Source organism: Haladaptatus paucihalophilus DX253 (genome assembly GCF_000376445.1).
Lineage (GTDB): Archaea > Halobacteriota > Halobacteria > Halobacteriales > Haladaptataceae > Haladaptatus > Haladaptatus paucihalophilus.
Genome location: NZ_AQXI01000003.1, coordinates 273,150 through 294,224, shown reverse-complemented (window position 1 = coordinate 294,224; position 21,075 = coordinate 273,150). Strand labels below are relative to the sequence as shown.

Sequence of the window (21,075 nt, the reverse complement as noted above, 5' to 3'; positions counted from 1 at the left end):
ATGAGTATTCGCTCGACGTTCACACGCGGCGCGCAAGCGCTGGAAAACCCCGTGTTCGACCGGGACGATTTGCCCCTACTACTGGTACTGCCGGGGCTGTTTCTGTTCTCGGCGTTCATGTTCTATCCCATCCTCTACTCGGTGTACCTGTCGTTCACGGACGCGACGAACCTGACGCTGTTCACGAACAGTTTCTCGTTCGTCGGCTTCGAGAACTACGCGAACGTGCTGTTCGGCGCGCCGCACTTCAAGTTGGTCCTCTTCGGGTTCAGCACAACCCTCCCGCTCAACGAGGGCTTTTGGAACTCGATGGGTATCTCGTGGCTCTTCGTCGCCACCAGCGTCTCGCTCAAGGTCGCGCTGAGCATCGGTATCGCGCTCGTGCTGACCAACCCCTACGTCATCGGTCGGCGCTACATGCGCTCGCTCATCATCATCCCGATGGGGCTTCCCACCATCTTCACCATCACCGTCTGGCGCGGTATCTTCAGCAACGCCCGGTACGGGTTGGCGAATCAGGTGTTGAATGGACTCCACCTCCAGCCGATACTGTGGCTCGACCAGCGCTGGACGGCGTTTCTGGCCTACAACATCACCGAGGCGTGGTTGGCCTACCCGTTCATGGTCATCATCATCGTCAGCGCGCTCCAGGACGTTCCCGAGGAACTCCACGACGCGGCGATGGTTGACGGCGCGGGCTTCTTCAACCGATTCCTGCACGTCACGCTCCCGTCCATCAAACGCCCCGTCCTCTTCGCGTCGATTCTGACGGCGGCGGCGTCGTTCCAGCAGTTCCTCATCCCGTACGTGATGAACAAGGGCGGTCCGCTCCGCCAGAACGAACTGCTCATCGTGTACGGCTACCGCGAGGCGTTCCGCTTCGACAAGTACGGCAAAGGGGCCGCAATCATGACCGCGACGCTCGTCGTCATCAGCGGCTTCATGTTCCTGAACGTCAAACGCGGCCGCCTCGCCGAGGGGGTGGACGAATGAGCGACGGCATTCTCGGCGGGTTCGCGGACGACGTTCGACACGCCCTCGGCGCACCGGGTCGCACCCTCGAATCGGTTCGGTACACCGTCGTCGGCCTTCGGACCGGCGAGGTGTCGCCGCGTCTCGTCGCGGCGAAGCTCCTCGCCACCGCGTTCGCGCTGCTGATGGTCGGCGCGTTGCTGTTCCCCATCTACTGGATTTTCCTCGCCTCGCTCTCGGGAAGCGGCGGGTCGCTCTACAGTTCGAGCGGCATCCATCTCCTCCCGAAGAAACCCTCGTTCGACGCGTACCTCTGGGTGCTCGGCGGGATGGAGATTCCGAGCTACACCGTCGCTATCCACCTGTTCGGGACGGAAATCGCGTTGCACACGCCCGGCGTCTCGACCACGGTGAACTGCGCGCGCTTCGACGGCTGTTCGGAGTTCCCGCTGTTCCTCTGGAACAGCTTCACCGTCGCGGTGCCGACCGTCATCCTGACCATGGCCATCGTTATTCCGGCGGCCTACGCGCTCTCGCGCCGAAAGTTCCTCTTCCGGTCGAAGGTGCTCTACCTGTACGTCCTGTTCACCCAAATCGGCGGCGGGCTCGGCGTAGCGGCGCTCATCGCGCTCTACGCCACGTTCGTCCAGTTCGGCCTCGACAACAGCAAACTGGCGCTGGCGGCCTACTACGCGGCGACGGCCGTCCCGTTCAACACGTGGCTGTTGAAGACCTACATGGACAACATCCCGACCTCGTACGAGGAGGCCGCGATGATGGACGGCGCTCCCTCGTGGCGCATCGTCTGGGAGATAATCATCCCGCTGTCGAAGGCGGGGCTGGCGACGGTGCTCGTCTTCAGTTTCCTCACCGGCTGGACGGAGTTCATCGTCGCGCAACTCCTGCTCAGCACGAGCAAGTACACCCTTCCCGTGGGCCTGTACAGCCTCGTCGGACAGTACTCGACGCCGTGGGCGCGGTTCTCGGCCTTCGCGCTGACGTTCGCCACGCCCATCGTGCTCGTGTACCTGTTCGCCCAGCGCTACATCGAGAGCGGGCTCTCGTTCGGCGGCATGGAAGGTTGACCGGACGAGAGCGGGTTTTCGACGTTTTTCTCCGCTCTTCGGTTCGAAATCAGTTCTCGCTATTCGCTTTCGGACTCCTCGGCGTTTGCACCGTCGGCAGGTTTCAACTCGTCCTCGACGCCGGACTTCCACTCCTCTACGAGAAGGAGGCAGAGTCCGGCGAACACGGCCAAAAAGAGCATCGCCGTACCGAGCGCCTCCCCACCCGTCACGCCGACGGCGATGGCTCCGAGGAACGAGGCGCAGACGAGCAACAGGAGGACGATGAGGTTCAGTCGAATTCGGAAGGCGTCATCCATGAATCCCGATATTTTCGACCGGGATTCAATCTGTCGGTTCGTCAGTTCGTCTCGCTACGTTCTCCTCTCCCCAGAACTCCGCAACCGCTCGAATCGGCGCGCCGTCCGCGTCTTCCACTGCCAGCGGAAACGCCGAAAGTCGAAACCGTCGGGGAAGGCCGTCGAGGTTCGTCAGGTTCTCCACGATGAGGTGGTCCGCGCCGAGGAGCTCGTGGTGGGCGGGCACGCCGTCGGGTTCGTCGTCTCTCGCGTTCTCGGTCGGCGTGGGGTCCACGTTGAGGGCGTCGATGGCGACGTGGTAGTCGCGGTCGGCGCACCACGCCGCCGCGTCGGCCGTGAGATACGGGTGGTCGAAGTAGGCGTCCGTCCCCCAGTGGTCGTCCCATCCGGTGTGGAAGACGAGCAACTCGTCGTCCGTCGGGTCGGGCAGATCGGCCCGTTCGATGGGTTCGCGCGGCGCCTTATCGCGGACGTCGATGCGGAGGGCGTCGAAGGCGAACGTCTCGACGGGAAACGAATCGAGGGTTCGACCGTCGGGTTCGGTGTGACTCGGCGCATCGACGTGCGTCCCGCTGTGGGTTCCGAGTTCGAGTCGGGTGACGCAGTAGCCGTCCTCGTCGTGCGTCGCGTGCGGGGTGCGTTCGAACGTCGGGTCGCCGGGGTACACCGTTGTCGCGGGGGTCAAGGGATGGGTACAATCGCGGAACATCCTCGCCCGGTTTTCGCGTCGTCGCGGTAAAGTCCCGCCGCTCGCGTTTTCACTTAAATCCCTGTATAACTACCACTCGCCCCTTCGATTACGGATTCTGTGTTTCGATAGAAATATATCGCGAGGATAGATATTTATAGCAACGCGCGCATGAGTGATTCAAATCTGACAAAAATATCGACCGGAACACCGGGTCTCGACGAGATTCTACGCGGGGGGTTTATCGCGGAACGAAGCTATCTCCTTCGTGGCGACCCGGGGACGGGGAAGACGATTCTCGGGATGAAGTATCTCACCGCCGGTGTCGAGTCGGACGAGACGGTGTTGTTCGTCAATCTCGAGGAGTCAGAAGACGACATCCGCGACAACGCTTCGACGCTTGATATCGACCTTTCGAACGTTCACTTTCTCGATTTGAGCCCGGATTCGGACGTGTTCGTGGACGAGCAATCCTACGACATCTTCACGCCGAGCGAGGTCGAACAGGAACCGCTCACGCAGGCGATAACCGAGCGTGTCGAATCCATCGACCCGGACCGGGTGTTCATCGACCCGCTCACTCGTCTTCGCCATCTCACGTCCGACGAGTACCAGTTCCGAAAGCAGGTCATCGCGTTCATGCACTACCTGAAAGAGCAGGGTGCGACGGTCCTGTTCACGTCCCAACACAGCGACGAGTCGTCCGACGACGACCTGCAGTACATGACAGACGGCACTATCGAACTCGAACACTCCGCGTACGGTCGCACCATCAGCGTGCCGAAGTTCCGCGGGTCGTCGGTCAACGAGGGCAACCACGCGATGCGCATTACGGACGGGGGTATCGCGGTGTTTCCCGAACTGAACCCCGCAAATCACTCCGGGGAGTTCGAGTTGGAATCCATCTCCTCCGGCGTCCCAGAGGTTAACCAACTCCTCCACGGCGGCTTCGAGCGCGGCACCATCACCATCCTCAGCGGTCCGACCGGCGTCGGGAAGACGACCGTCGGAACGCAGTTCATGAAGGAGGCCGCCGGGCGGGGAGAACGCTCCGTCATGTACATGTTCGAGGAGACGCTGGAGACGTTCCGCGAACGGAGCGAGAACATCAACATCCCGGTTCGGCGGATGGAAGAACAGGGGTCGCTCTCCGTCGAGGAGATGAAACCCCTCGACTGCTCGGCGACCGAGTTCGCCCACCGTGTTCGAACGGACGTCGAGGAGAACGACACCAGTATCGTCATGATAGACGGTATCGACGGCTACAAACTGTCGCTCCGTGACGACGACGACCGCGTACTGGTCCGCAAACTCCACACCCTCTGTCGCTATCTGAAGAACATGGGTATCACCGTCATTCTGGTGGACGAAATCGACACCGTAACCGGCGAGTTTCAGGCGACGGAGGCGGGAATCAGCTATCTCGCCGACAATATCGTTTTCCTCCGGCATCTCGAAGTTTCCGGCGAGATGCGCAAGGCCATCGGCGTGCTGAAAAAACGAACCAGCGACTTCGAACGGATGCTCCGCGAGTTCCAGATCACGGAACACGGTCTCAAAGTCGGCGAACCGCTGACCGAACTCAGCGGCGTTCTCTCCGGCTCTCCTGAGTTGGCACGGGAACGTTCGGAGTCGGCCAATGAGTGAGGCGGCCCTCATCCTCGCGCTGGGAAAACGGGAGCGAAACCTCGAACTCCTCGCCGACCTCCTCAAAAACGGCGGCTACGACGTCGAAATCGCGACCAGCATGGACGAGTTCGACGCCCTGCTCGAACAGCGTGACGACGTTGCCCTCGCCGTTTTGGACGTGGACGGCTTCACCGAGGACATCTGGAAGCGCTGTGAACAACTCAACGACCGCGACATTCCCATGCTCGTCCTCGCGGCACAGATTCCGCCCGCGATGCGCCAAAAGGCGGTCAGCCGAGGTGCACAGACCATCCTCGAAAAGCCGGTCGATAAGGCGGACTTGCAGGCGACGATACGCGGTCTGATGGAATACATCCGCATGAACCGCTAACCTGAACGGGACTTCCGAGATACCGCCGAGTTTCGAAGATTTCTGTTTTGCCTTCTCTTGCGTCGAGCCTATTTTGCTCCCGTCGCTCGGAGCTGTGGGTTCGGCGGCCGTCGAAGGAGAGTAGATGACGATGCGTACGCGCCCCACCGGGAACCATGGGGCAGCATGGGACCACTGGGCGGCGAGGGCCGAAGCGGGTCGTCGGGGGAGACGACCGCGGGGATGGCTGTCGGTAGAACCGAACAGCCGAGGCGGCGAGGGCCGAAGCGGGTCATCAGGAGAGACGACCGTGGAGGGTGGGTGTGATGGGGCGCTACGTCGTCATCGATTAGTTCTTCTGGGGATAGATAATTCAGTTCTACCATGTGACTGTCGATAGTATTGCAACTCACCATACTATCGATACTCACGACCCTGTTTCAACTCACTATTCGATTCTAACTCGTAACACTACCTCGCCGTCGTTCGATTTCCGTCGTTACAGTTTGTGTCGGAACGCACGCAGCACGTCGTGGCCGGTTTCGGTCAGCGTCACCTGCTTTTGCCGTCCGACCTTTCTAACTTCGATGTAGCCGTCGCGTTCCAGCGGGTCGACGATGTTCGCGTTCAGCAGGGCGAACTTCGCCTTGTCGTTCGCCGGGTTACTGTCGGCGATGAACGACAACTCTTCGTCCTCGGCGTAGCTGATGAGGTCCTTTTTCTTCGGGGTGTACACGTCCGTGTTCGCCTCTTCGAGGTAGTGCATGACGGACACTTGGTCGTGCGTCGGCGATTCGATGGGGTAGGTCGGTAGCACCTCCTCGCCGACGTATCCGTAACTCTGGCGTTCGTTTCGGTCCGCGTACGCGTAGCCTTCGGGGTGGACGTAGTACGCCGTCGCATCGGTCGCCATGCAGGCGATGGCCGCGCCGACCGCCGAGAGCTTCGACCCGCTCGCGACGTTCACCCGAACGATGTCGTCCTCGTGTTCGGAGACGAGCGTCGTGACGATTCCCAGAACGTCGTAGATGTCCATCAGATCGACCGTCCGCGACCGAACCTCGATACCTTCCGCGTCGAGTTCCTCCTTCAACGCGTCGTGATAGTCGGGACTTCCCGGACTATCGTGTTCGAGGAGATAGAGGATGTCTACCCCGTGTTGCTTCACGGGACCCAAGATTCGGTCGTACTCGAATCCGAGCGGAGCGATATGTACCTCGTCGATGGACTGCATAGCGGATTCGTTCGCGCGTTACCCGTTAAAACCGCTAGATTTTCCCGCTGTCGTACGGGTCCACGGTCGGTGATGGTTCCCCGGACTCGCTCCCTCTTCTGTCTGTTAGCTTCAGTAACTATTAAGTGCTTTATTCTCGGATATAATATTGCATGAAAATAAATTCGCTATCGGAGCGCGTCAAATCGAACCCCCGATTGCTCGGTGTCCTGTTCGCTGCGACCCTCATTTTGCTCCAAGTACAGTGTGTCGCCGCGAACTTCGCGGACATCAGTCCCGGTCCCTGAGCGACGTCGCTTACAGGTCCGACGTCGATAGCTCGTCGCTCCAGTGGAGCGTACCGTTCGCTTCGACCGGCATCACCTCCGCGCCGAGCGCGGCATCGAGTTCGTCAGCCGATAACTCGAACGCCCGAACCGTTCCCGACCCGATGTATCTCTGTTCGTCGAACATCGGCGAGAGAACCGTTCCGAGACCGTAGGTTTGCGTCGGATACGCGACTGGAGTGACGACGTAACCGTCCCCGTTCGGTTCCACGTCCAAGCGAATCGGCTGTCCGCTTTCGCTCTGACACAGGGTCAACGCCCCGTCGCCGACGACGAGGTAGCGATGCCTATCTACCAGTTGCGTTCGTGCGATTTCGAGCGCCACCCGAAGCGGGAATCCCGCGTTGAGCAACCGGGCGAGCGCCTTCCCGACCCGCGTCGCGGCGGAGTTGAGCACGGGCGACATCGTGACGACGCCGCCCTGACTTCCCTTTTCTATCAGCGCGGTACCCTGTTCGTACGAGCGACAGGCGTTGAGCAGGAACGCGTTCGTCTCGACGCTCGACAGCGATTCGGCATCGAGATGCCCGTCCGGGCACCGAAAGCCGTCCGAATCCACGTGGCCGATGAAGTGGACGAAATCCGACGGCAGGGAGAGCAGTTCGGACAACTCGTCGCCAGCCAATTGATGGTGTACTGATACGTTCGATTCGACGAAATCCCGGACGCCGTATTGTTCCGCTACGTCCTTTTCGTCCTCCATCGTCTCGTCGTTGCAGACGACGTGAACGGTTAGCGTCGAGTCGTCGGGGTCGGGTCTGTCGAGACGTCGGTACAGCGATTCGAGCGTGAGTTTGTTCACCCCCAGGGGATAGCCGTTCCCTATCCACGCGTGTTCCGCAGTCGGTGCGGACGCCACCTGAAAGAAGTCGTCGTCGTCCCACCGCCAGTCGCTCGCATTCCTGGCAAAGTCGTCGAACGCTTTGGGAGGTTCGGTGACGTTCCTTTCCGTCGGATTCGACGGTGTTCGACAGAACGAAAGGTCGTACGCGACGAACGGAAGCGCTTCGACGTTCGCCTTCGTCGGCACGATATCCGTCGTCAGATTCCAGTCCATCGCTACCGATTCGACCCGTTCGAACGGCAGCGAAAGCGCCCTCTCCACCCGGTCGGCGAGCGGCGCGTCGTACAACGACTCGAGATCGACGTCCATCCTCGACTCAACCCGTTTTCGCTCGTACAGCTCGACATCGTAGAAGCCCTCCGTCCGGGCGAGACAGTCGAAGAAAAACGTTCGTCGGAGTATCGAATTGACCGTCGCCTCGTAGCCGTCCGGTCCGTCGAGCGACTGCTCGAAATTCCCAGCGATGAGCCGTGGTTCGTCCCCCGCGATGATTTCCGCACCGAGATAGTAGGCCAGCGACGACGCGGTGTACACCCGCGTTCGCTCCGGCGGCAGGACGAGCGTCACGTCCGTTTCCGGCGGCTCGATTTCGCCCGGAACCGAGAACGTCTCCCCGCGTTCGATGAGCGGCGGATGTCCGCGCAAGGTGGGGAACGACCGCTCCGGCGAGAGCGTCTTCAGCGCGGACCCGAACAGGGAGACGGCGCGCATCACATCGCGTACCTCGTCCGTGACGGTTATCGTCCCCGCCGGGTGCTCGTGAAGCGAGCGCGCGCCGACGCGAATGCGCGTCGTTCCCTCACAGCGAACCGTTACCGCGGTTTCCCCCCGTTCGAGTCGAAATCCACTCTCGAACGCGAGGTAGAGCTTCATCGACGTGCTGTTGAGTTCGAGGAGGTAGTCGCCCGCCGGAAACTCGTTGCCGTCTATCCTCGTGCTATCGGCGACGAGCTCGCCGGATTGCGTCCAGACGAGCGGCGAGACGAGTTTCGGAATCTCGACGCTCGCGGTTTCGAATCCGACGGCGGCGTCGACGGGAAAATAAAATCTGCCCGTCCTCGTCTGTACCGGGGTTATCGGCGCGGGAACGTACAGTTCGAACCGGGTGTTCTCAATTGGGTCGCTGATTTCGAGCCCGGTCCGTCGGGTGAGCGTTTCGAACTCCATTCAAACGGTGACGGGTTACAAGCGCACCCATATAGTCGTTTTATCGAACGCCGGGACGTGCCACCGCTGCTCGGGCGGCTGTCCGGGTACCTGCCTGAGTTCGATACGGGCGTCGAACAGCGGCGAAAGCTCGTCGACGAGCGGGTCATCGTCCGGCTTGGGTAAGTGGTAATGGGCCATCCCGCGATGGTCGGCGACGATTTCGGCCGTCCCTTCGACGAACTCCCGTATCGAATCCCGGTCGTCTCGAACGCCCAAATCGACGCCGATGCGGAGTTCGGCCGGGTCGAGTCCGTCGAACTCGTCGTCGTAGAAATCGGCCGCGGCACCGATTTCCCGTCGAATCCCGTCCATATCGTCGGTTTCCCTCACCGACACGTCGCTCGACGCGCTCGGCCTGGCCGAGCGCTTTTCCCCCGCTCGCTCGACGACCCAGAGACGGTCGTCGGCCACCGAGAGCGAGTCGGGAATCCGGCTGGTCGTATCGAGGAGTGCGAGAACGCGGTAACGCCGGTCGCCCTCCCCGAACAGGGTTTGGGTCGCCCGTGCGGTGACGGTATCGGGCACGTCCCCGGTGATAAGCAGGTTGCTTCCCCGTTTCTTTAGCTCGCGGAGATAGCGCACGAACTGGCGCGGGGAGTCGGCAAATCGTGGCCAGCCGGAACTCATGTTATATCAAACTCACACAACCAACGAAATAAATGTTTCGTCACTCCGTGTCGGTCGCAAGCAGCAGGGTGAACGAAACGACCGCGACCAACAGCAGCGCGAGCGCGAGGTACCCTCGCCACGAACTCGTCGGGAGCGACACCGGCCCGACGAACGAAAGGGTTCCGACCGCGAGACCGACGCCCAGACCCGCGACGAGCAGCCCGCCGGTCGCGTGGGCGATTTCGCCGCGCCTTGTTTCCGCGGTCCGGCCGATTTGCAAGCCGACTTCCGCCGCGTGGTCGCCGACGTCCCGGACGACGAGGGCGGCACCGACCGCACAGAAGACCACGACCGGCGACGCGCCCAATCCCGCGGCGACGAGCGCCCCGAGGAAGAGTGTCGCGCCGCCGAACGCGAACCCGCTCGCCGAATCGAGCGCGACCCACGGGCGGACGGTCAGGACCGCCATCACCTGCACCATCACGAGCGACAACAGCACGCCGGTGACGCTGCCCGTGATGACCGTCGCCGGGCCGAGTTGCTCGACCAACTGCCACGGCTCAGCGGCCGCGAACCGCGACCCGACCGCGGGGACCAGCATCGACACCACGGCGACGACGCCAGCCAACGCGACCGCGGCGATTCCGCCCGTTGCGAACGCGAGCGTTTGCGGCGGTTCGTCACCCATCCACGCGATGATGACGTGTTGTGCTCCTCTCGCGGCGAGGACCACCAGTTCGAACAGGATGACGACGCCCACGACGCTCTGAAGGATTCCCGAACCGATGGTGAACCGGACGACATCGCCTAACACCGACAGTGCCGTGAGCAGGCTCTCGAACCACCGCGGTCCCCAACCGGAGAACACGACGACGACCTGCAGCGCGAGGAACATCCAGTACGGCGTCGGCACGGTTTCGAGTCGGAAGCCGAACGGTTCGAGAATCCGGTGGCGGAGGTCCGCCGTCGCCGGACGCCAGTCGTCCAGTATCGGGACGACCCAGTAGAGCAACTCGACGGCCACCAGGCACCCTATCTGGAGGGTGACGAGCATGGCGAGCGTGCTCGACATGGCGCTTCCGACGAGTATCGCGCTCCCGACCCGTCCGAGCGTTCGGAAGACCGTTGCGTGGATGCTCGCCGCGAGGAGCGTTCCGACGACGAGCACCGCGAGGGACCGACGGAGCATGAGATACACCGGAAAGCTGACTCCCGACGAGAGAGAGACGGTCGCGTTGAGTGCGACGGCAGTCACGCCGAGTCCGAGCAGGAGCGAGAACAGCGGCGGCGTCCCGAGTCCGAGGGACACGGTGAGCGCTATCGCCCCCCCGACGATGCCGAGGCTTCCGGCCGCTCGCCGTTCGTTCGCCGCCGACTGCATTCCCATCGCACCGAGCGCGATGCTGACCGCGCCGACGACGCCCGCCGCGACGCTGCCGAGGTTGCCGGTCCCCCACCCGAGCAGGAGCGCGGTACAGGCCGCGATGACGCTTGCCAATGCGCCGCCGAAGCGCGTCGAACTGTGGTTGACCTCCTCGTTCACGCCGACCACCTCGCGCTCTTTTCGACCGCCGTCGCAAGCGGTTCGTCCGGCGACCAGTCGATGGCCCTGATGTTCCCGCGTCGAATCTCGTTCAGTCGCTCCGTCCGGGCGATTTCGGACACCGCACCGCCCGGCGTTTCGGTTCCCGTCATGTCCGGGGTGACGACCGTCACCGCGTGTCCGTACGCGTCGAACCGCTTCGCCACGTCCACGGCGGTATCGTCGGCCAGCGGCGAGAGGAATATCACCTGCGTCTCCGAGGACAGCCGTTTTCGAAGCCGTTTGAACCGCCGCTCCATCGTTCGCTCGTTGCGCGACGACCCGAATAGCCCGCTGCTACTCGACAGCTCTTTCGGCGTCTCCACCTCTTCCAGCGTCGCACGGACGCGGACGACCTGTTCCCGCCCGCCGCCCGGCGGGAGGAACAGTTGCTGTGACCCGTACAGCGCGACGCCGACGCGGTCGTTCTGCCGGACGAGCGCGTTCGCGATTCGCTCCGCGGCGTACACCGAGAGGTCGATGGCGTCGGGTTCGCCGGACCGCCGAGCGATGCTGGCGGCCGAGCGGGCGTCCACGAGGAGTAACACCGCCGCCGCTCGACTCTCGCGGAAGTTCACCGTCGTCAGTTCCTTCGTCCGGGCGAACCGCTTCCAGTCGATTCGGCTCATCGGGTCCGACGGCCGGTACTCCCGCGTCGAGTGGAACTCGATGCCTTCGCCGCTCGCGTCCGTCTCGATGTGCCCCGGCGTCGGGGTGGTCAACTGCGATAGCGGCACGTCCTCGACGAACGTATCACAGGTTATGGTGGCCGGAAGGGTCCGCTCCTCGCGGACTCCCCGCGTCCCGCTCATGGATTTCGCGACGAGCGTCGTCGGGCCGAACTCGTGGGTCCCGCGCTGGCTTCGAACCGCGTAGGAAAACGACACGGTTTCGCCCGGTCCCAAACTCGTCCCGTGGCGCGGCGACCCGTCAACCACTGCGAGCCGTTCCGGCACGCCGTCCACGATACGAAGGTCCGCAATCGCGTCGTCGCCCTCGTTTTCCACCGTGAGCGTGACCGTCACGTCCTCGCTCGGCCGCGGCGACCGCTCTTCTATCTCGCGGTCGAGTTCGACCGACAGCGCCGGCGTCCCCGACGTGAACTGATAGGCCGCGTAGACGAACCCGACGACGGACGAGAGAAACATCACGGTGTTCCCGGTGACGACGCCCGCCGCACCGGCGAGCAGGGCCACCGTCATCCCGGCGTTCAGTTCGGGACCGCCGCTCATTTCGATTCACCGCCGTTCCGTTCTCGCAGTTCGGAAACTGCCCGTTCCGTGCGGCGGTCGAACGTCTGGCCGCGCGCCCGGTCGGTGATGCGCGTTCGAAGCGGGATGTCGGCGCTCGATGCGCCGAAGAAGGCCGCCGCCCGCGGGTCGTCGGTCCACGACCCGTCTTCGAGTCGCTCCCTGGCTTCGGTTTTCGTGTATCCGTCGCCAGCGAGCGTCTCGACCGCGGCGCGTCTGACGTGTCGCCGCGTCGTCGCCCGCCGACTGCGCCGCTCTCTGGACTCCAGACCGAGGTTGCCGGACAGGCCGAGGCCGTCGTCCACGTCCGACCCGCTCGTCCGGTGTTCGTCGTAGTGCGCCCGCTCGGGGTCGGTTCGCGGCTGCCAGATTTCGTCCCGTTCGTCCGTCACGCCGTCGCCGAGCGACCAGATGGCGAGCAGTCCGCCCGCACCCGCGAGGAGGAGCACCGTCGTCGGGTCCGCGAGCCACCCGACCAACGGTTTGACGGTCGCTTCCGGCACGGCCCACGGCGCGAAGACGACGACGAAAGCGAGCAGCAGCGAGGTGACGCCGACCGTCAGCAGGAGGCGTTCGCGGCTCCGGCGGTTCCTGAACGTCCCGCCGACGTACCCGGCGACGCGTCCGACGGCGCGCCCGACGAGACGCATCATTCGTCACCCTCCCTGAAGCGGTCGATTTTGTCGAGCGCCGCGCGGGCGAGTTTCGTGCGGTTCGCCGTCGGCGGCAAGCTCCCGTACCGAACCTCGCGGAAGGCGGCGGTCAACTGACGCACCGCGTCGGCGGGGTAGCCCCGCTGAATCGCTTCGCGTGCGTACTCTCCCGGCGTCGTCGTTCGCCGACGCCTGACCGGGAGGTGCTCGGTCATGGATTCCCACGCCTCTTCGATGCTCGGCGGGCCGCGTTCTTCGGGTTCCGCCGGTGCGGTCCCCTCGTTCGTCGCGGTTCGACTCTCCGATTTCCCGCCGGAACGGCCGGACAGGGTGGGTCGGGAGAGCGTCTTGGGAATCGAGAACAGGCCGCTTCCGACGCTGCCGATGGCGAGGAGCGTCCCGCTGAAGCCGCGTCCCATGACGGCTATCGTCCTCCCGAGCGCCGAACCGAGTCCAACGGTGCTCGCGGCGAGGCCGCGTCCAACTTCGCCCAGCAGGCCGATGGCGTCGTCCGCGAGTCGCGGAATCGACGCCGAGAACCCGACGACAAGGCCCATCGTTCTGGCGGGTATCTTCCCGACGAGTTCGCCGACGGGAATCCCGCGAACCGTGAGCGGTATCGCGCCGTCGCCGTCCAGCGCGAGGGTTCCTCTCCGGAACCCGACGGCGAGGAATGCGCCCCCGACGAGGACGAGGATTCCGACCGCCTTCCCGAGTATCTGTAGGAGCGGGGTCCCGTTACTCGTCGATTGCGACGCACTCGCCGCCGTCGTCGTTGTCGTGGCTGTTTCCGAGTCGGCCGACCCGCCGCTCGATTCGCTGTTCGTCGTCGTTTGCGCCGTCGTCGTTGCGACCGTTCCCGGGTCGGACGGGTTTCCGGCGCTGACGGTCGAGCGACTGCCAGCGCTCGGCGCACCCGGTGTATCGGCGCGGTTGCCGCCTCCCGGACCGGCGGGATACGACCCGAATCCGGTAGCGGGGAACAGCGACGCACCGAAGATGACCGCGAGGACACAGAGGGCGATGAGGGCGGCGCGGAGGCGATTGCGTTCCACAGGTGTTGGGTTTCTTTCCCATCAGGCAAATATCTTGCTTCCCAACTGGACACGTCTTTGAACCAACATTCATGTGGTGCGACCACGACGAGTTACGTACGACATGTCACGAGACCCCGCCCTGACTCGGCGAATCATCGCCACCCTCGCGTGCGTGCTGCTCGCAGACTTCCTCCTCGTGGGTTGTGTCGCGTTCCTCCTCCGCCCGTGGCTCGCGCCCGTCGCAACCGCCCTCCCGTCCGGACTGGGATGGCTGGCGCTCGTCGTCCCGGCGACCGCGGTCGTCGCGTGGGCGCAACTGCGATACACCCGCCGCGAAGCCCTCTCGTCGGTCGATGCCACCGTCGTCACCGACGAGGAGTACCCCGACCTGCTCGCCCCCGTTCGACGGCTTGCGACCGGCGCGGACGTCGCGGTTCCGACCGTCGCCGTCGCCGAGACGGACGTGCCCAACGCCTTCACCGTCGGGACGCCCCGACGCGCGACGCTCGTCGTTTCGACCGGCTTGCTCGCCGCGCTCTCCGCCGACGAACTCGACGCGGTGCTCGCCCACGAACTCGCACACGTCAAGAACCGCGATGCGATGGTGATGACCTTGGCGACCTTCCTCCCCGCACTGGCGGACGACTACTCCCTGCTGGAGGACCTCGGTCTGTCTCGGTCCGCCCGGCGGACCGTCTGGCTCGCCGCCATCGTCCTCCTCTACGTTCCCAGCGCGGCCGTCATCGACGCGCCGCTGTTCGGCGTCCGCTACACCGTCACCTACGTCTTGCTCGTCGCGTTCGTCCTGCTGTTCGGCGGGGCCGCCCTCGGATTGTTGGCGATGCCGGTCGTCTCGCTCGCCGGTCGCCTCTCCCACGACCGGGAGTTCATCGCCGACCGGGCGGGCGCGACGCTTTCGGGCAGTCCGGCGTCGATGGCCGGTGCGCTCAGGACGCTCGGCGAGGACGCACCGGCCGCGTCCGACCGAGACGCCCGCGCCGTGGACGGCGTGAAACAGCTCTGTTTCCTCCCCGGCGGGTTCGGCGACGAGGGCGGCGCGCTCGAATCGCTCCCGATTTCGGTACGAACCCATCCTCCCATCGACGACCGCCTCGATGCGCTTCGCTCGCTCACGGCCGACTCTGACCGCTGACCCCTCCGGCCACTGACCGCTCTGGCCGTTATCGTCCCGAAAAAGACGGCGCGACCGGCCGTCACGTCGTTTCGTCTGCCGATTCGCCCGGCGGTTCGCCCGCCGATTCGTTCCGTGCTTCTACTTCTCTTCGGCCGATTCGATATGTTCGATGGCCGAGCTTATCGCGTTTCGTTCAGCGACTCGATTCGTTGTCGGACCGACGTGAAGACGCCCGCCCACTTCAGTTCGAACAGCCCCCACGTCAGGAGCGACAGGGCCCCGAGGAGGATGGCGAACAGTTCGGGAACGCCGATCCATACCGGCGTGATGTACATCAGACCGTTGAGGTACTTGCCGGGGATGGCGTCTTTGACGCCGATCCAGAACTGATTGACGAAGCCGTTCGACCTCGATTTGAGCGCCGCTTTCTGCGCGCTCAGGCCGCTCGCGCTCTCGTCGCCGGTGCCGAGACGTTCGGCTTCGTACGGGAACGCTATCTGCACGTCCCAGACGATTTTCCCCTTCTCGTTCACCTCGAAGACGCGGTTACCGTTCGAGTCGGTGATGAGGGTGTGACCGTTCGGCAGGCGGTCGGCGTCGCGGGGCCACTGCATCTTCGAATCCTGCCACGTCCACGTCCGCTCCCACGAGCCGTTCTCGCGCTGATACTCGACCACGCGGTTGTTCTCGGAGTCGGCGACGAGTTCCGCCGGGCCGCCGTTCGACTCGTTGATGAAGTCGGGATTGTGCTGCTCGTAGAGGACGTCGTAGTCGTCTTCCTTCCCGAGCGTCCAGTTCTTCTCCAACCCGCTTCCGGGGTCGAGGAACAGCACCCGGTCGTTGTTCCGGGCGCTGACCGCGATTCGGCCGTCGTCGAGGACTTGGACGTTGTTGATGTGCGTCCAGTCGTCAGGATACGTACCGCCGGTTTTGCTGGTCGATAACGCGTCGCTCGCGTTCCACGTCCACCCGACCGTCCCGCTCGTCGTGTTGACGATGAACACGCGGTCGAGGAAGATGTCCGCGACGACGAAGTGCGTCTCGTTCAGGCGGTCGACGTCGTGATACCGGGTGGCTTCCTTCCCCGGCGTGACCTCCGACCAGATGGGGGTGACGTGGCCGGTCGTCAGGTTGACGCGCTCGATACCGTTCCGCGTACAGGCACCGACCTCGCCGTGGACGTCCATGTACGTGTCCCACGTCTCCTGGTCCACGTTGCGCCGCGAGAGGTTCCAGTCCGTCGGACACTCCGCTTTCTTCAGGTGCTCCGCGTAGGAGTACTCGACCGTCGTCTTCGTTCCCTTCACTGGGTCGACGTCCCAGTATCGTGTGTGGGAGTCGTTGTAGTACAGAATCGACCCGTTCGGGTTGAACGCGACGAGTTCCGCCCGCGCTCGCGGGCCGCTCGCCTCACGGCCGAGCCAGGAGTTGGAGTCGGTTGCGATCACCGTTATGTTCTGACGGGGGGGGACCATTTGACCCGTTTCGGCCCTGATTTCGGACTGTGTTTTGCCGCGGAAATCCGCGGAACTTCCGGGGTTCGTGGCGTACGCGTTCACGACCGCGACTCCGGATAGTATCACCAGTCCGGCAAAGAAGAGCCGAAGCATCCGCTTTGATACCATTACCCCCTTCTATTGCGTCCGAAAATATACCGGTTTTGACCGAGCGTGACAAACAACTTTTAATTTAGCGTATGAAATGAATGGGGTCGGGATGTGAAAGAGACGTGTACGTACCGTTTTCACCCCGAATAACGACGCACGGCGCGTTTCGAGCTCCGGTTCGGCTCTCGTTCCGCAACCGAAAGACGCAGAAGGGGTGCGTTCGTATTCCTTACGGATGAGTAATTCAGGAACACAGCTCCGGTCGTTCGGCGTGGGTCTCCTCCTCTCGGTCGGGGCGTACGGCGTCGGCCAAGTCGTCGCCGCGGTCGCGGTCCTCGCCTTCATGGCCGTCGGTATCGATATTCTGAACCGACCTGCGCTCCTCCTCGCGGTCAGCGCCGTCATGCTCCAAGGCGTCACGTTCGGTGGTATCGCACTCGGCTACCTCTCCTATCGAAACCTCGGACTCGATTTTATCCACATTCGCGTCCCGTCGCTTCGTGACATCGGTATCGCAGTCGCCGGATTCGTCGCCCTTTTCGCACTCCTCCAGTTGATCTCCCAAGTGACGCAAGCCCTCGGGGTTCAGTCCGCGCAGAACTCCATCGTCGATATGGCGAGCGGCAATCCCGACATCTACCTGCTGTTGATTCCCCTCTCGTTCCTGCTCATCGGCCCCGGCGAGGAACTCCTGTACCGCGGACTCATTCAGGGGATGCTCCGCAAGGTGTTCCATCCCGTCCGGGCCATCGTCTTGGCGAGCGCGATTTTCGCGTCCATTCACTTCTTCTCGTTGTTGGGCGGGAGCGTCGGTAAATTCGTCTACATCGCCACCGTGTTCACGCTGGCACTCGTCCTCGGTAGCCTGTACGAGTACACCGACAATCTCGCGGTTCCGATGCTCGTCCACGGCGCGTACAACGCGACGCTGTTCGGACTGCAGTACCTCATGGCGACGGGGCAACTCCCGTCGTAACCCAGAATAACAACTCAATCCCTATATTTTAATAATCTCTTCCTAACCGAACGCCACTTCATAGCAGCTGGATTAATAACTCAGTAGTAACTACGTTCGACCATGAACGATACGGGTTCGGATTCGACGATTCCCCCCGACGCCGATTCGTGTGGCTGTGGCGACGCCGACGACGGTTGTGATGCCGATTACGGTCATCACGACGACGACGGCCACGAATCGGCCGACGCGGATGTCGTCACCGACGGCGCTGGCGATTCCGATGTCGTCCGGTTGTCCGTCCCGGACATGGACTGTCCCTCCTGCGCCGGGAAGGTCGAAAGCAGCGTTCGAACACTGGACGGCATCGACGCCATCGACCCGCAAGTCACGACCGGGACGCTCACCGTCGAGTACGACGCGACGGCGACGGACGCCGCGGCCGTCGAAACCCGCGTCGAAAAGGCGGGGTACGCGGTCGAACGCGACGCCTCGGAGACGACGTTCTCCGTCCCGGACATGGACTGTGCGTCCTGTGCGGGCAAAATCGAGAACGCCCTCGACGGCGTTTCCGGCGTTCGAGCGTACGATACGCGACCCACGGCGGGGACCGTCACCGTTTCCACGGACGAGTCCGCGTCCGTGGCGGACGTGACGGCGGCCATCGAAAACGCCGGGTACGACGTCGCCGGGACGAGCGCGGACGAGGACGACGCGTCGCTCGATACGGAGAGCGTCTGGACGAGCACGCGGGCCGTCAAGACGTGGACCAGCGGCGTCTTCGTCGCGCTCGGATTGCTGTTCGAGTTCCTCCTCACTGGGGCGAACGCCACCCTCGTCGGCGCTGGCGGTGCCGTCGCGCTCGGCGGCGTCGAAATCACGGTCGCGGACGCGGCGTTCCTGCTGGCCGTCCTCGTCGGCGGGCAGGCCATCGTCACGAACGGCTACTACTCCCTTCGAAATCGGAACCTCGATATCGACCTGCTGATGAGCACCGCCATCCTCGGCGCGCTCGCGGTGAGCATCGGGTTCGGCAAATCGCTCTACTTGGAGGCGGCGACGCTCGCCTTCCTGTTCAGCGTCGCGGAACTCCTCGAACGCTACTCGATGGACAAGGCCCGAAACTCCCTGCAGGAGTTGATGGACCTCTCGCCCGACGAGGCGACGGTCAAGCGGAACGGCGAGGAGGAGACGATACCCGTCGATGACGTGGCCGTCGGCGACGTGGTGCTCGTGCGCCCCGGCGAGAAAATCCCGATGGACGGGACGGTCGCCGACGGCGAGAGCGCGGTCAACCAAGCCCCCATCACGGGCGAGAGCGTCCCCGTGGACAAGACCCCCGGCGACGAGGTGTTCGCGGGGACCATCAACGAGGGCGGCTATCTCGAAATCGAAGTCACCTCCGAGGCGAGCGACAACACCCTCTCGCGCATCGTCGAGATGGTCGAGGACGCGCAGGGGAACAAGACCGAGCGCGAGCAGTTCGTGGAACGCTTCGCGGACTACTACACCCCGCTCGTGCTCGCCTTCGCGGTGCTCGTCGCGGCCGTCCCGCCGCTCGTCTTCGACGCACCGTGGGTGACGTGGTTCGTTTACGGCCTGACGCTCGTCGTCCTCTCGTGTCCCTGCGCGTTCGTCATCAGTACCCCCGTCACCGTCGTCTCGGGTATCACCAGCGCCGCGAAAAACGGCGTCCTCATCAAGGGCGGCAACCACCTCGAAGCGATGGGCGAGGTCGAAGCCGTCGCCTTCGACAAGACGGGAACGCTGACGAAGGGCGAGTTGACCGTCACGGACGTGATTCCGCTCAACGGGAACTCCGAGGAGGACGTCCTCCGCTGTGCGCGCGGCCTCGAAGCGCGGAGCGAACACCCCATCGGCGAGGCCATCGTCGCGGAAGCCGACGGGGCGGGCGTCGCTGACCACGAAATCGACGACTTCGAGAGCCTCACCGGCAAGGGCGTCCGCGCCGACCTCGGCGGCACGACCCACTACGCGGGCAAACCCGACCTGTTCGAGGACCTCGGATTCGACCTGAACCACGTTCACGCGACGGACGAGGGCGTCGAAGCGACGGCGACCCGCGACCTCTGTGAGCGAAATAACTGTCTCGACCTGCTCGACGAAACGGTTCCGGCCCTCCAGCGCGAGGGGAAGACGGTCGTCTTGGTCGGCCGCGTCGGTCAAAGCCCGACTGGAAGTCGGATGGAATCCGGCGGGACGGAGGGCGAACTCGAAGGCGCGATCGCCGTCGCGGACGTGGTGCGCCCCGACGCCAAAGCGGCGATACAGCGCCTCCGCGACCTCGGTATCGACCACCTCGTGATGCTCACGGGCGACAACGAGCGAACGGCGAAGGCCATCGCCGAGCAGGTCGGCGTGGACGAGTTCCGCGCCGGGCTGCTTCCCGAGCAGAAGGTCGAAGCCATCGAGGAACTCCGCGAGCGGTACGACGGACCGCGCGAGCAACGGTCGTCGGGCCAGTCCTCGTCCGGGGATGCTCACGAGCAACGGTCGTTGTCCCGCCGAACCTCGTTCGGAGGTGTTGCGATGGTCGGCGACGGCATCAACGACGCCCCGGCGCTCGCCACCGCGACGGTCGGCGTCGCAATGGGTGCCGCCGGAACGGACACCGCGCTGGAGACGGCCGACATCGCGTTGATGGCCGACGACCTCTCGAAACTACCGTACCTCTACGACCTCGCACACGACGCGAACGGCGTCATCCGCCAGAACGTCTGGACGAGCCTCGCCGCGAAGGCCGCGCTCGCAATCGCGGTGCCGTTCGGTCTGGTCCCCATCTGGGCTGCCGTCCTCGTCGGCGACGCGGGCATGACGACGGCCATCACGGGTAACGCGATGCGACTGTCGCGGATTACGCCGCAGTCCCTTCGAGAGTAGCATTCCGGTTCGTTTCCACCCCTGTCACCTTCCTGTTCGTTCCCATCCCTGTCACCTTCCTGTTCGTTCCCATCCCTGTCACCTTCCTGTTCGTTCCCATCCCTGTCACCTTCCTGTTCGTTTCCACCCCTGTCACTTTTTTCCGTTAGATTCGATGCGTGTACCATAGTCGCTATCTTCGCCCCCGTCCTATCGGTAATCAACGGGGCGGACTGGTTCACCCGACGCCCGTCCCCGTTTCAAACTACTCAACTATGGATACTTCCACACAACGTGCCGAGACGACGGCCACCGACTCGAATCGCCAGTCGAGACGACACCTGTTCGTGATCGCCGGTGCCGGACTCATCCTCCTCACGGGGGTTATCCACCTCGTCTTGGTACCCGAACATCTGGAGGAAACGACCTACCTCGGCGTCCTCTTCGCCGTGAACTTCGTCGCCGCGGCGGTCGCCGCGGTCGGAATCTACCGGAACCGCCGGTGGGGATGGTGGCTCGGCGTCGCCATCGCGGCCATCGCCGTCGTACTGTACGTCGCCCGCGGCACCGTCGGCCTGCCCGCGACCGAAGCCGAGGAACTCCTCGAACCAATGGGCGTGCTGGCGAAAGCCGTCGAACTCCTGTTCTTGGGCGTCGCCATGGCGTGGCTCACTACCGACTGATTCTCCCATCTCCCTCCCCTGCCCGACC

General features: G+C 63.8%; 19 protein-coding genes. 9 read left to right on the top strand and 10 right to left on the bottom strand.

All coding sequences use genetic code 11. The annotated features are described in order from the left end of the window. Together B208_RS0120060 and B208_RS0120055 are read left to right on the top strand one after the other, a co-directional pair. Positions 1–993: a carbohydrate ABC transporter permease gene (locus B208_RS0120060; RefSeq protein ID WP_007978145.1), complete on the top strand. Its 993-nt coding sequence runs from the start codon at positions 1–3 to the stop codon at positions 991–993. Continuing rightward, positions 990–2,057, top strand: coding sequence for a sugar ABC transporter permease (locus B208_RS0120055; RefSeq protein ID WP_007978146.1), 1,068 nt, complete (start codon positions 990–992; stop codon positions 2,055–2,057). Before B208_RS0120060 ends, B208_RS0120055 begins: the two co-directional genes overlap by 4 nt. Positions 2,058–2,116: 59 nt before the next feature. On the opposite strand, the gene B208_RS0120050 is transcribed toward B208_RS0120055, so the two are convergent. Both B208_RS0120050 and B208_RS0120045 read right to left on the bottom strand, forming a co-directional pair. After that, the gene (locus tag B208_RS0120050) at positions 2,117–2,356 is read right to left on the bottom strand and encodes a hypothetical protein (RefSeq protein ID WP_007978147.1); all 240 of its coding nucleotides are present in this window, start codon (positions 2,354–2,356) and stop codon (positions 2,117–2,119) included. Positions 2,357–2,381: 25 nt separating this feature from the next. Further along, entirely contained in the window at positions 2,382–3,065 is a 684-nt protein-coding gene (locus B208_RS0120045; protein ID WP_007978148.1) for a cyclase family protein, read from the bottom strand. Positions 3,066–3,215: 150 nt separating this feature from the next. Between B208_RS0120045 and B208_RS0120040 the strand changes: the two genes are divergently transcribed. Beyond that, the gene (locus B208_RS0120040) at positions 3,216–4,691 is read left to right on the top strand and encodes an ATPase domain-containing protein (RefSeq protein ID WP_007978149.1); all 1,476 of its coding nucleotides are present in this window, start codon (positions 3,216–3,218) and stop codon (positions 4,689–4,691) included. Beyond that, positions 4,684–5,064: a response regulator gene (locus B208_RS0120035; protein WP_007978150.1), complete on the top strand. Its 381-nt coding sequence runs from the start codon at positions 4,684–4,686 to the stop codon at positions 5,062–5,064. Before B208_RS0120040 ends, B208_RS0120035 begins: the two co-directional genes overlap by 8 nt. Positions 5,065–5,542: 478 nt before the next feature. Here B208_RS0120035 and B208_RS0120030 read toward each other — a convergent pair whose 3' ends face one another. Continuing rightward, complete coding sequence (locus B208_RS0120030; protein WP_007978151.1) at positions 5,543–6,277, bottom strand: HFX_2341 family transcriptional regulator domain-containing protein; 735 nt, start codon at positions 6,275–6,277, stop codon at positions 5,543–5,545. 152 nt (positions 6,278–6,429) lie between these two features. On the opposite strand from B208_RS0120030, the gene B208_RS24985 reads away from it, so the two are divergent. Next, positions 6,430–6,564, top strand: coding sequence for a DUF7503 family protein (locus B208_RS24985; protein WP_007978153.1), 135 nt, complete (start codon positions 6,430–6,432; stop codon positions 6,562–6,564). A gap of 10 nt (positions 6,565–6,574) precedes the next feature. Here the strand turns inward: B208_RS24985 and B208_RS0120020 are convergent, their stop codons facing one another. Genes B208_RS0120020 through B208_RS0119995 form a run of 6 tightly spaced genes read right to left on the bottom strand, consistent with a single transcriptional unit; the run spans position 6,575 to position 13,805 of the window. Further along, positions 6,575–8,614: a hypothetical protein gene (locus B208_RS0120020; RefSeq protein WP_007978155.1), complete on the bottom strand. Its 2,040-nt coding sequence runs from the start codon at positions 8,612–8,614 to the stop codon at positions 6,575–6,577. Between the two features lie 15 nt (positions 8,615–8,629). Next, positions 8,630–9,283 carry a DUF7504 family protein gene (locus B208_RS0120015; RefSeq protein ID WP_018129088.1) on the bottom strand — a complete coding sequence of 218 codons (654 nt, stop codon included), beginning with the start codon at positions 9,281–9,283 and terminating at the stop codon, positions 8,630–8,632. Positions 9,284–9,323: 40 nt separating this feature from the next. After that, the gene (locus B208_RS0120010) at positions 9,324–10,808 is read right to left on the bottom strand and encodes a DUF7519 family protein (RefSeq protein WP_232423889.1); all 1,485 of its coding nucleotides are present in this window, start codon (positions 10,806–10,808) and stop codon (positions 9,324–9,326) included. Then, positions 10,805–12,079: a DUF58 domain-containing protein gene (locus B208_RS0120005; RefSeq protein WP_007978159.1), complete on the bottom strand. Its 1,275-nt coding sequence runs from the start codon at positions 12,077–12,079 to the stop codon at positions 10,805–10,807. The genes B208_RS0120010 and B208_RS0120005 overlap by 4 nt, the downstream gene beginning before the upstream one ends. Then, positions 12,076–12,750: a DUF7269 family protein gene (locus tag B208_RS0120000; protein ID WP_018129087.1), complete on the bottom strand. Its 675-nt coding sequence runs from the start codon at positions 12,748–12,750 to the stop codon at positions 12,076–12,078. The genes B208_RS0120005 and B208_RS0120000 overlap by 4 nt, the downstream gene beginning before the upstream one ends. After that, the gene (locus B208_RS0119995; RefSeq protein WP_007978161.1) at positions 12,747–13,805 is read right to left on the bottom strand and encodes a DUF4129 domain-containing protein; all 1,059 of its coding nucleotides are present in this window, start codon (positions 13,803–13,805) and stop codon (positions 12,747–12,749) included. Before B208_RS0119995 ends, B208_RS0120000 begins: the two co-directional genes overlap by 4 nt. Positions 13,806–13,908: 103 nt before the next feature. Here B208_RS0119995 and B208_RS0119990 point away from each other — a divergent pair, with 103 nt between their 5' ends. Further along, positions 13,909–14,940 carry a M48 family metalloprotease gene (locus B208_RS0119990; protein WP_007978162.1) on the top strand — a complete coding sequence of 344 codons (1,032 nt, stop codon included), beginning with the start codon at positions 13,909–13,911 and terminating at the stop codon, positions 14,938–14,940. 161 nt (positions 14,941–15,101) lie between these two features. On the opposite strand, the gene B208_RS0119985 is transcribed toward B208_RS0119990, so the two are convergent. Beyond that, positions 15,102–16,532, bottom strand: coding sequence for an arylsulfotransferase family protein (locus B208_RS0119985; RefSeq protein ID WP_007978163.1), 1,431 nt, complete (start codon positions 16,530–16,532; stop codon positions 15,102–15,104). Between the two features lie 232 nt (positions 16,533–16,764). On the opposite strand from B208_RS0119985, the gene B208_RS0119980 reads away from it, so the two are divergent. From B208_RS0119980 to B208_RS0119970, 3 genes are all read left to right on the top strand, one after another. Further along, entirely contained in the window at positions 16,765–17,505 is a 741-nt protein-coding gene (locus B208_RS0119980) for a CPBP family intramembrane glutamic endopeptidase (protein ID WP_007978165.1), read from the top strand. 102 nt (positions 17,506–17,607) lie between these two features. Further along, positions 17,608–20,385 (top strand): heavy metal translocating P-type ATPase, encoded by a 2,778-nt coding sequence (locus B208_RS0119975; protein WP_007978166.1) that lies wholly within the window; start codon positions 17,608–17,610, stop codon positions 20,383–20,385. A 254-nt stretch (positions 20,386–20,639) separates the two neighbouring features. Then, positions 20,640–21,047 (top strand): DUF7475 family protein, encoded by a 408-nt coding sequence (locus B208_RS0119970; RefSeq protein ID WP_007978169.1) that lies wholly within the window; start codon positions 20,640–20,642, stop codon positions 21,045–21,047. Positions 21,048–21,075: the final 28 nt, after the last annotated feature.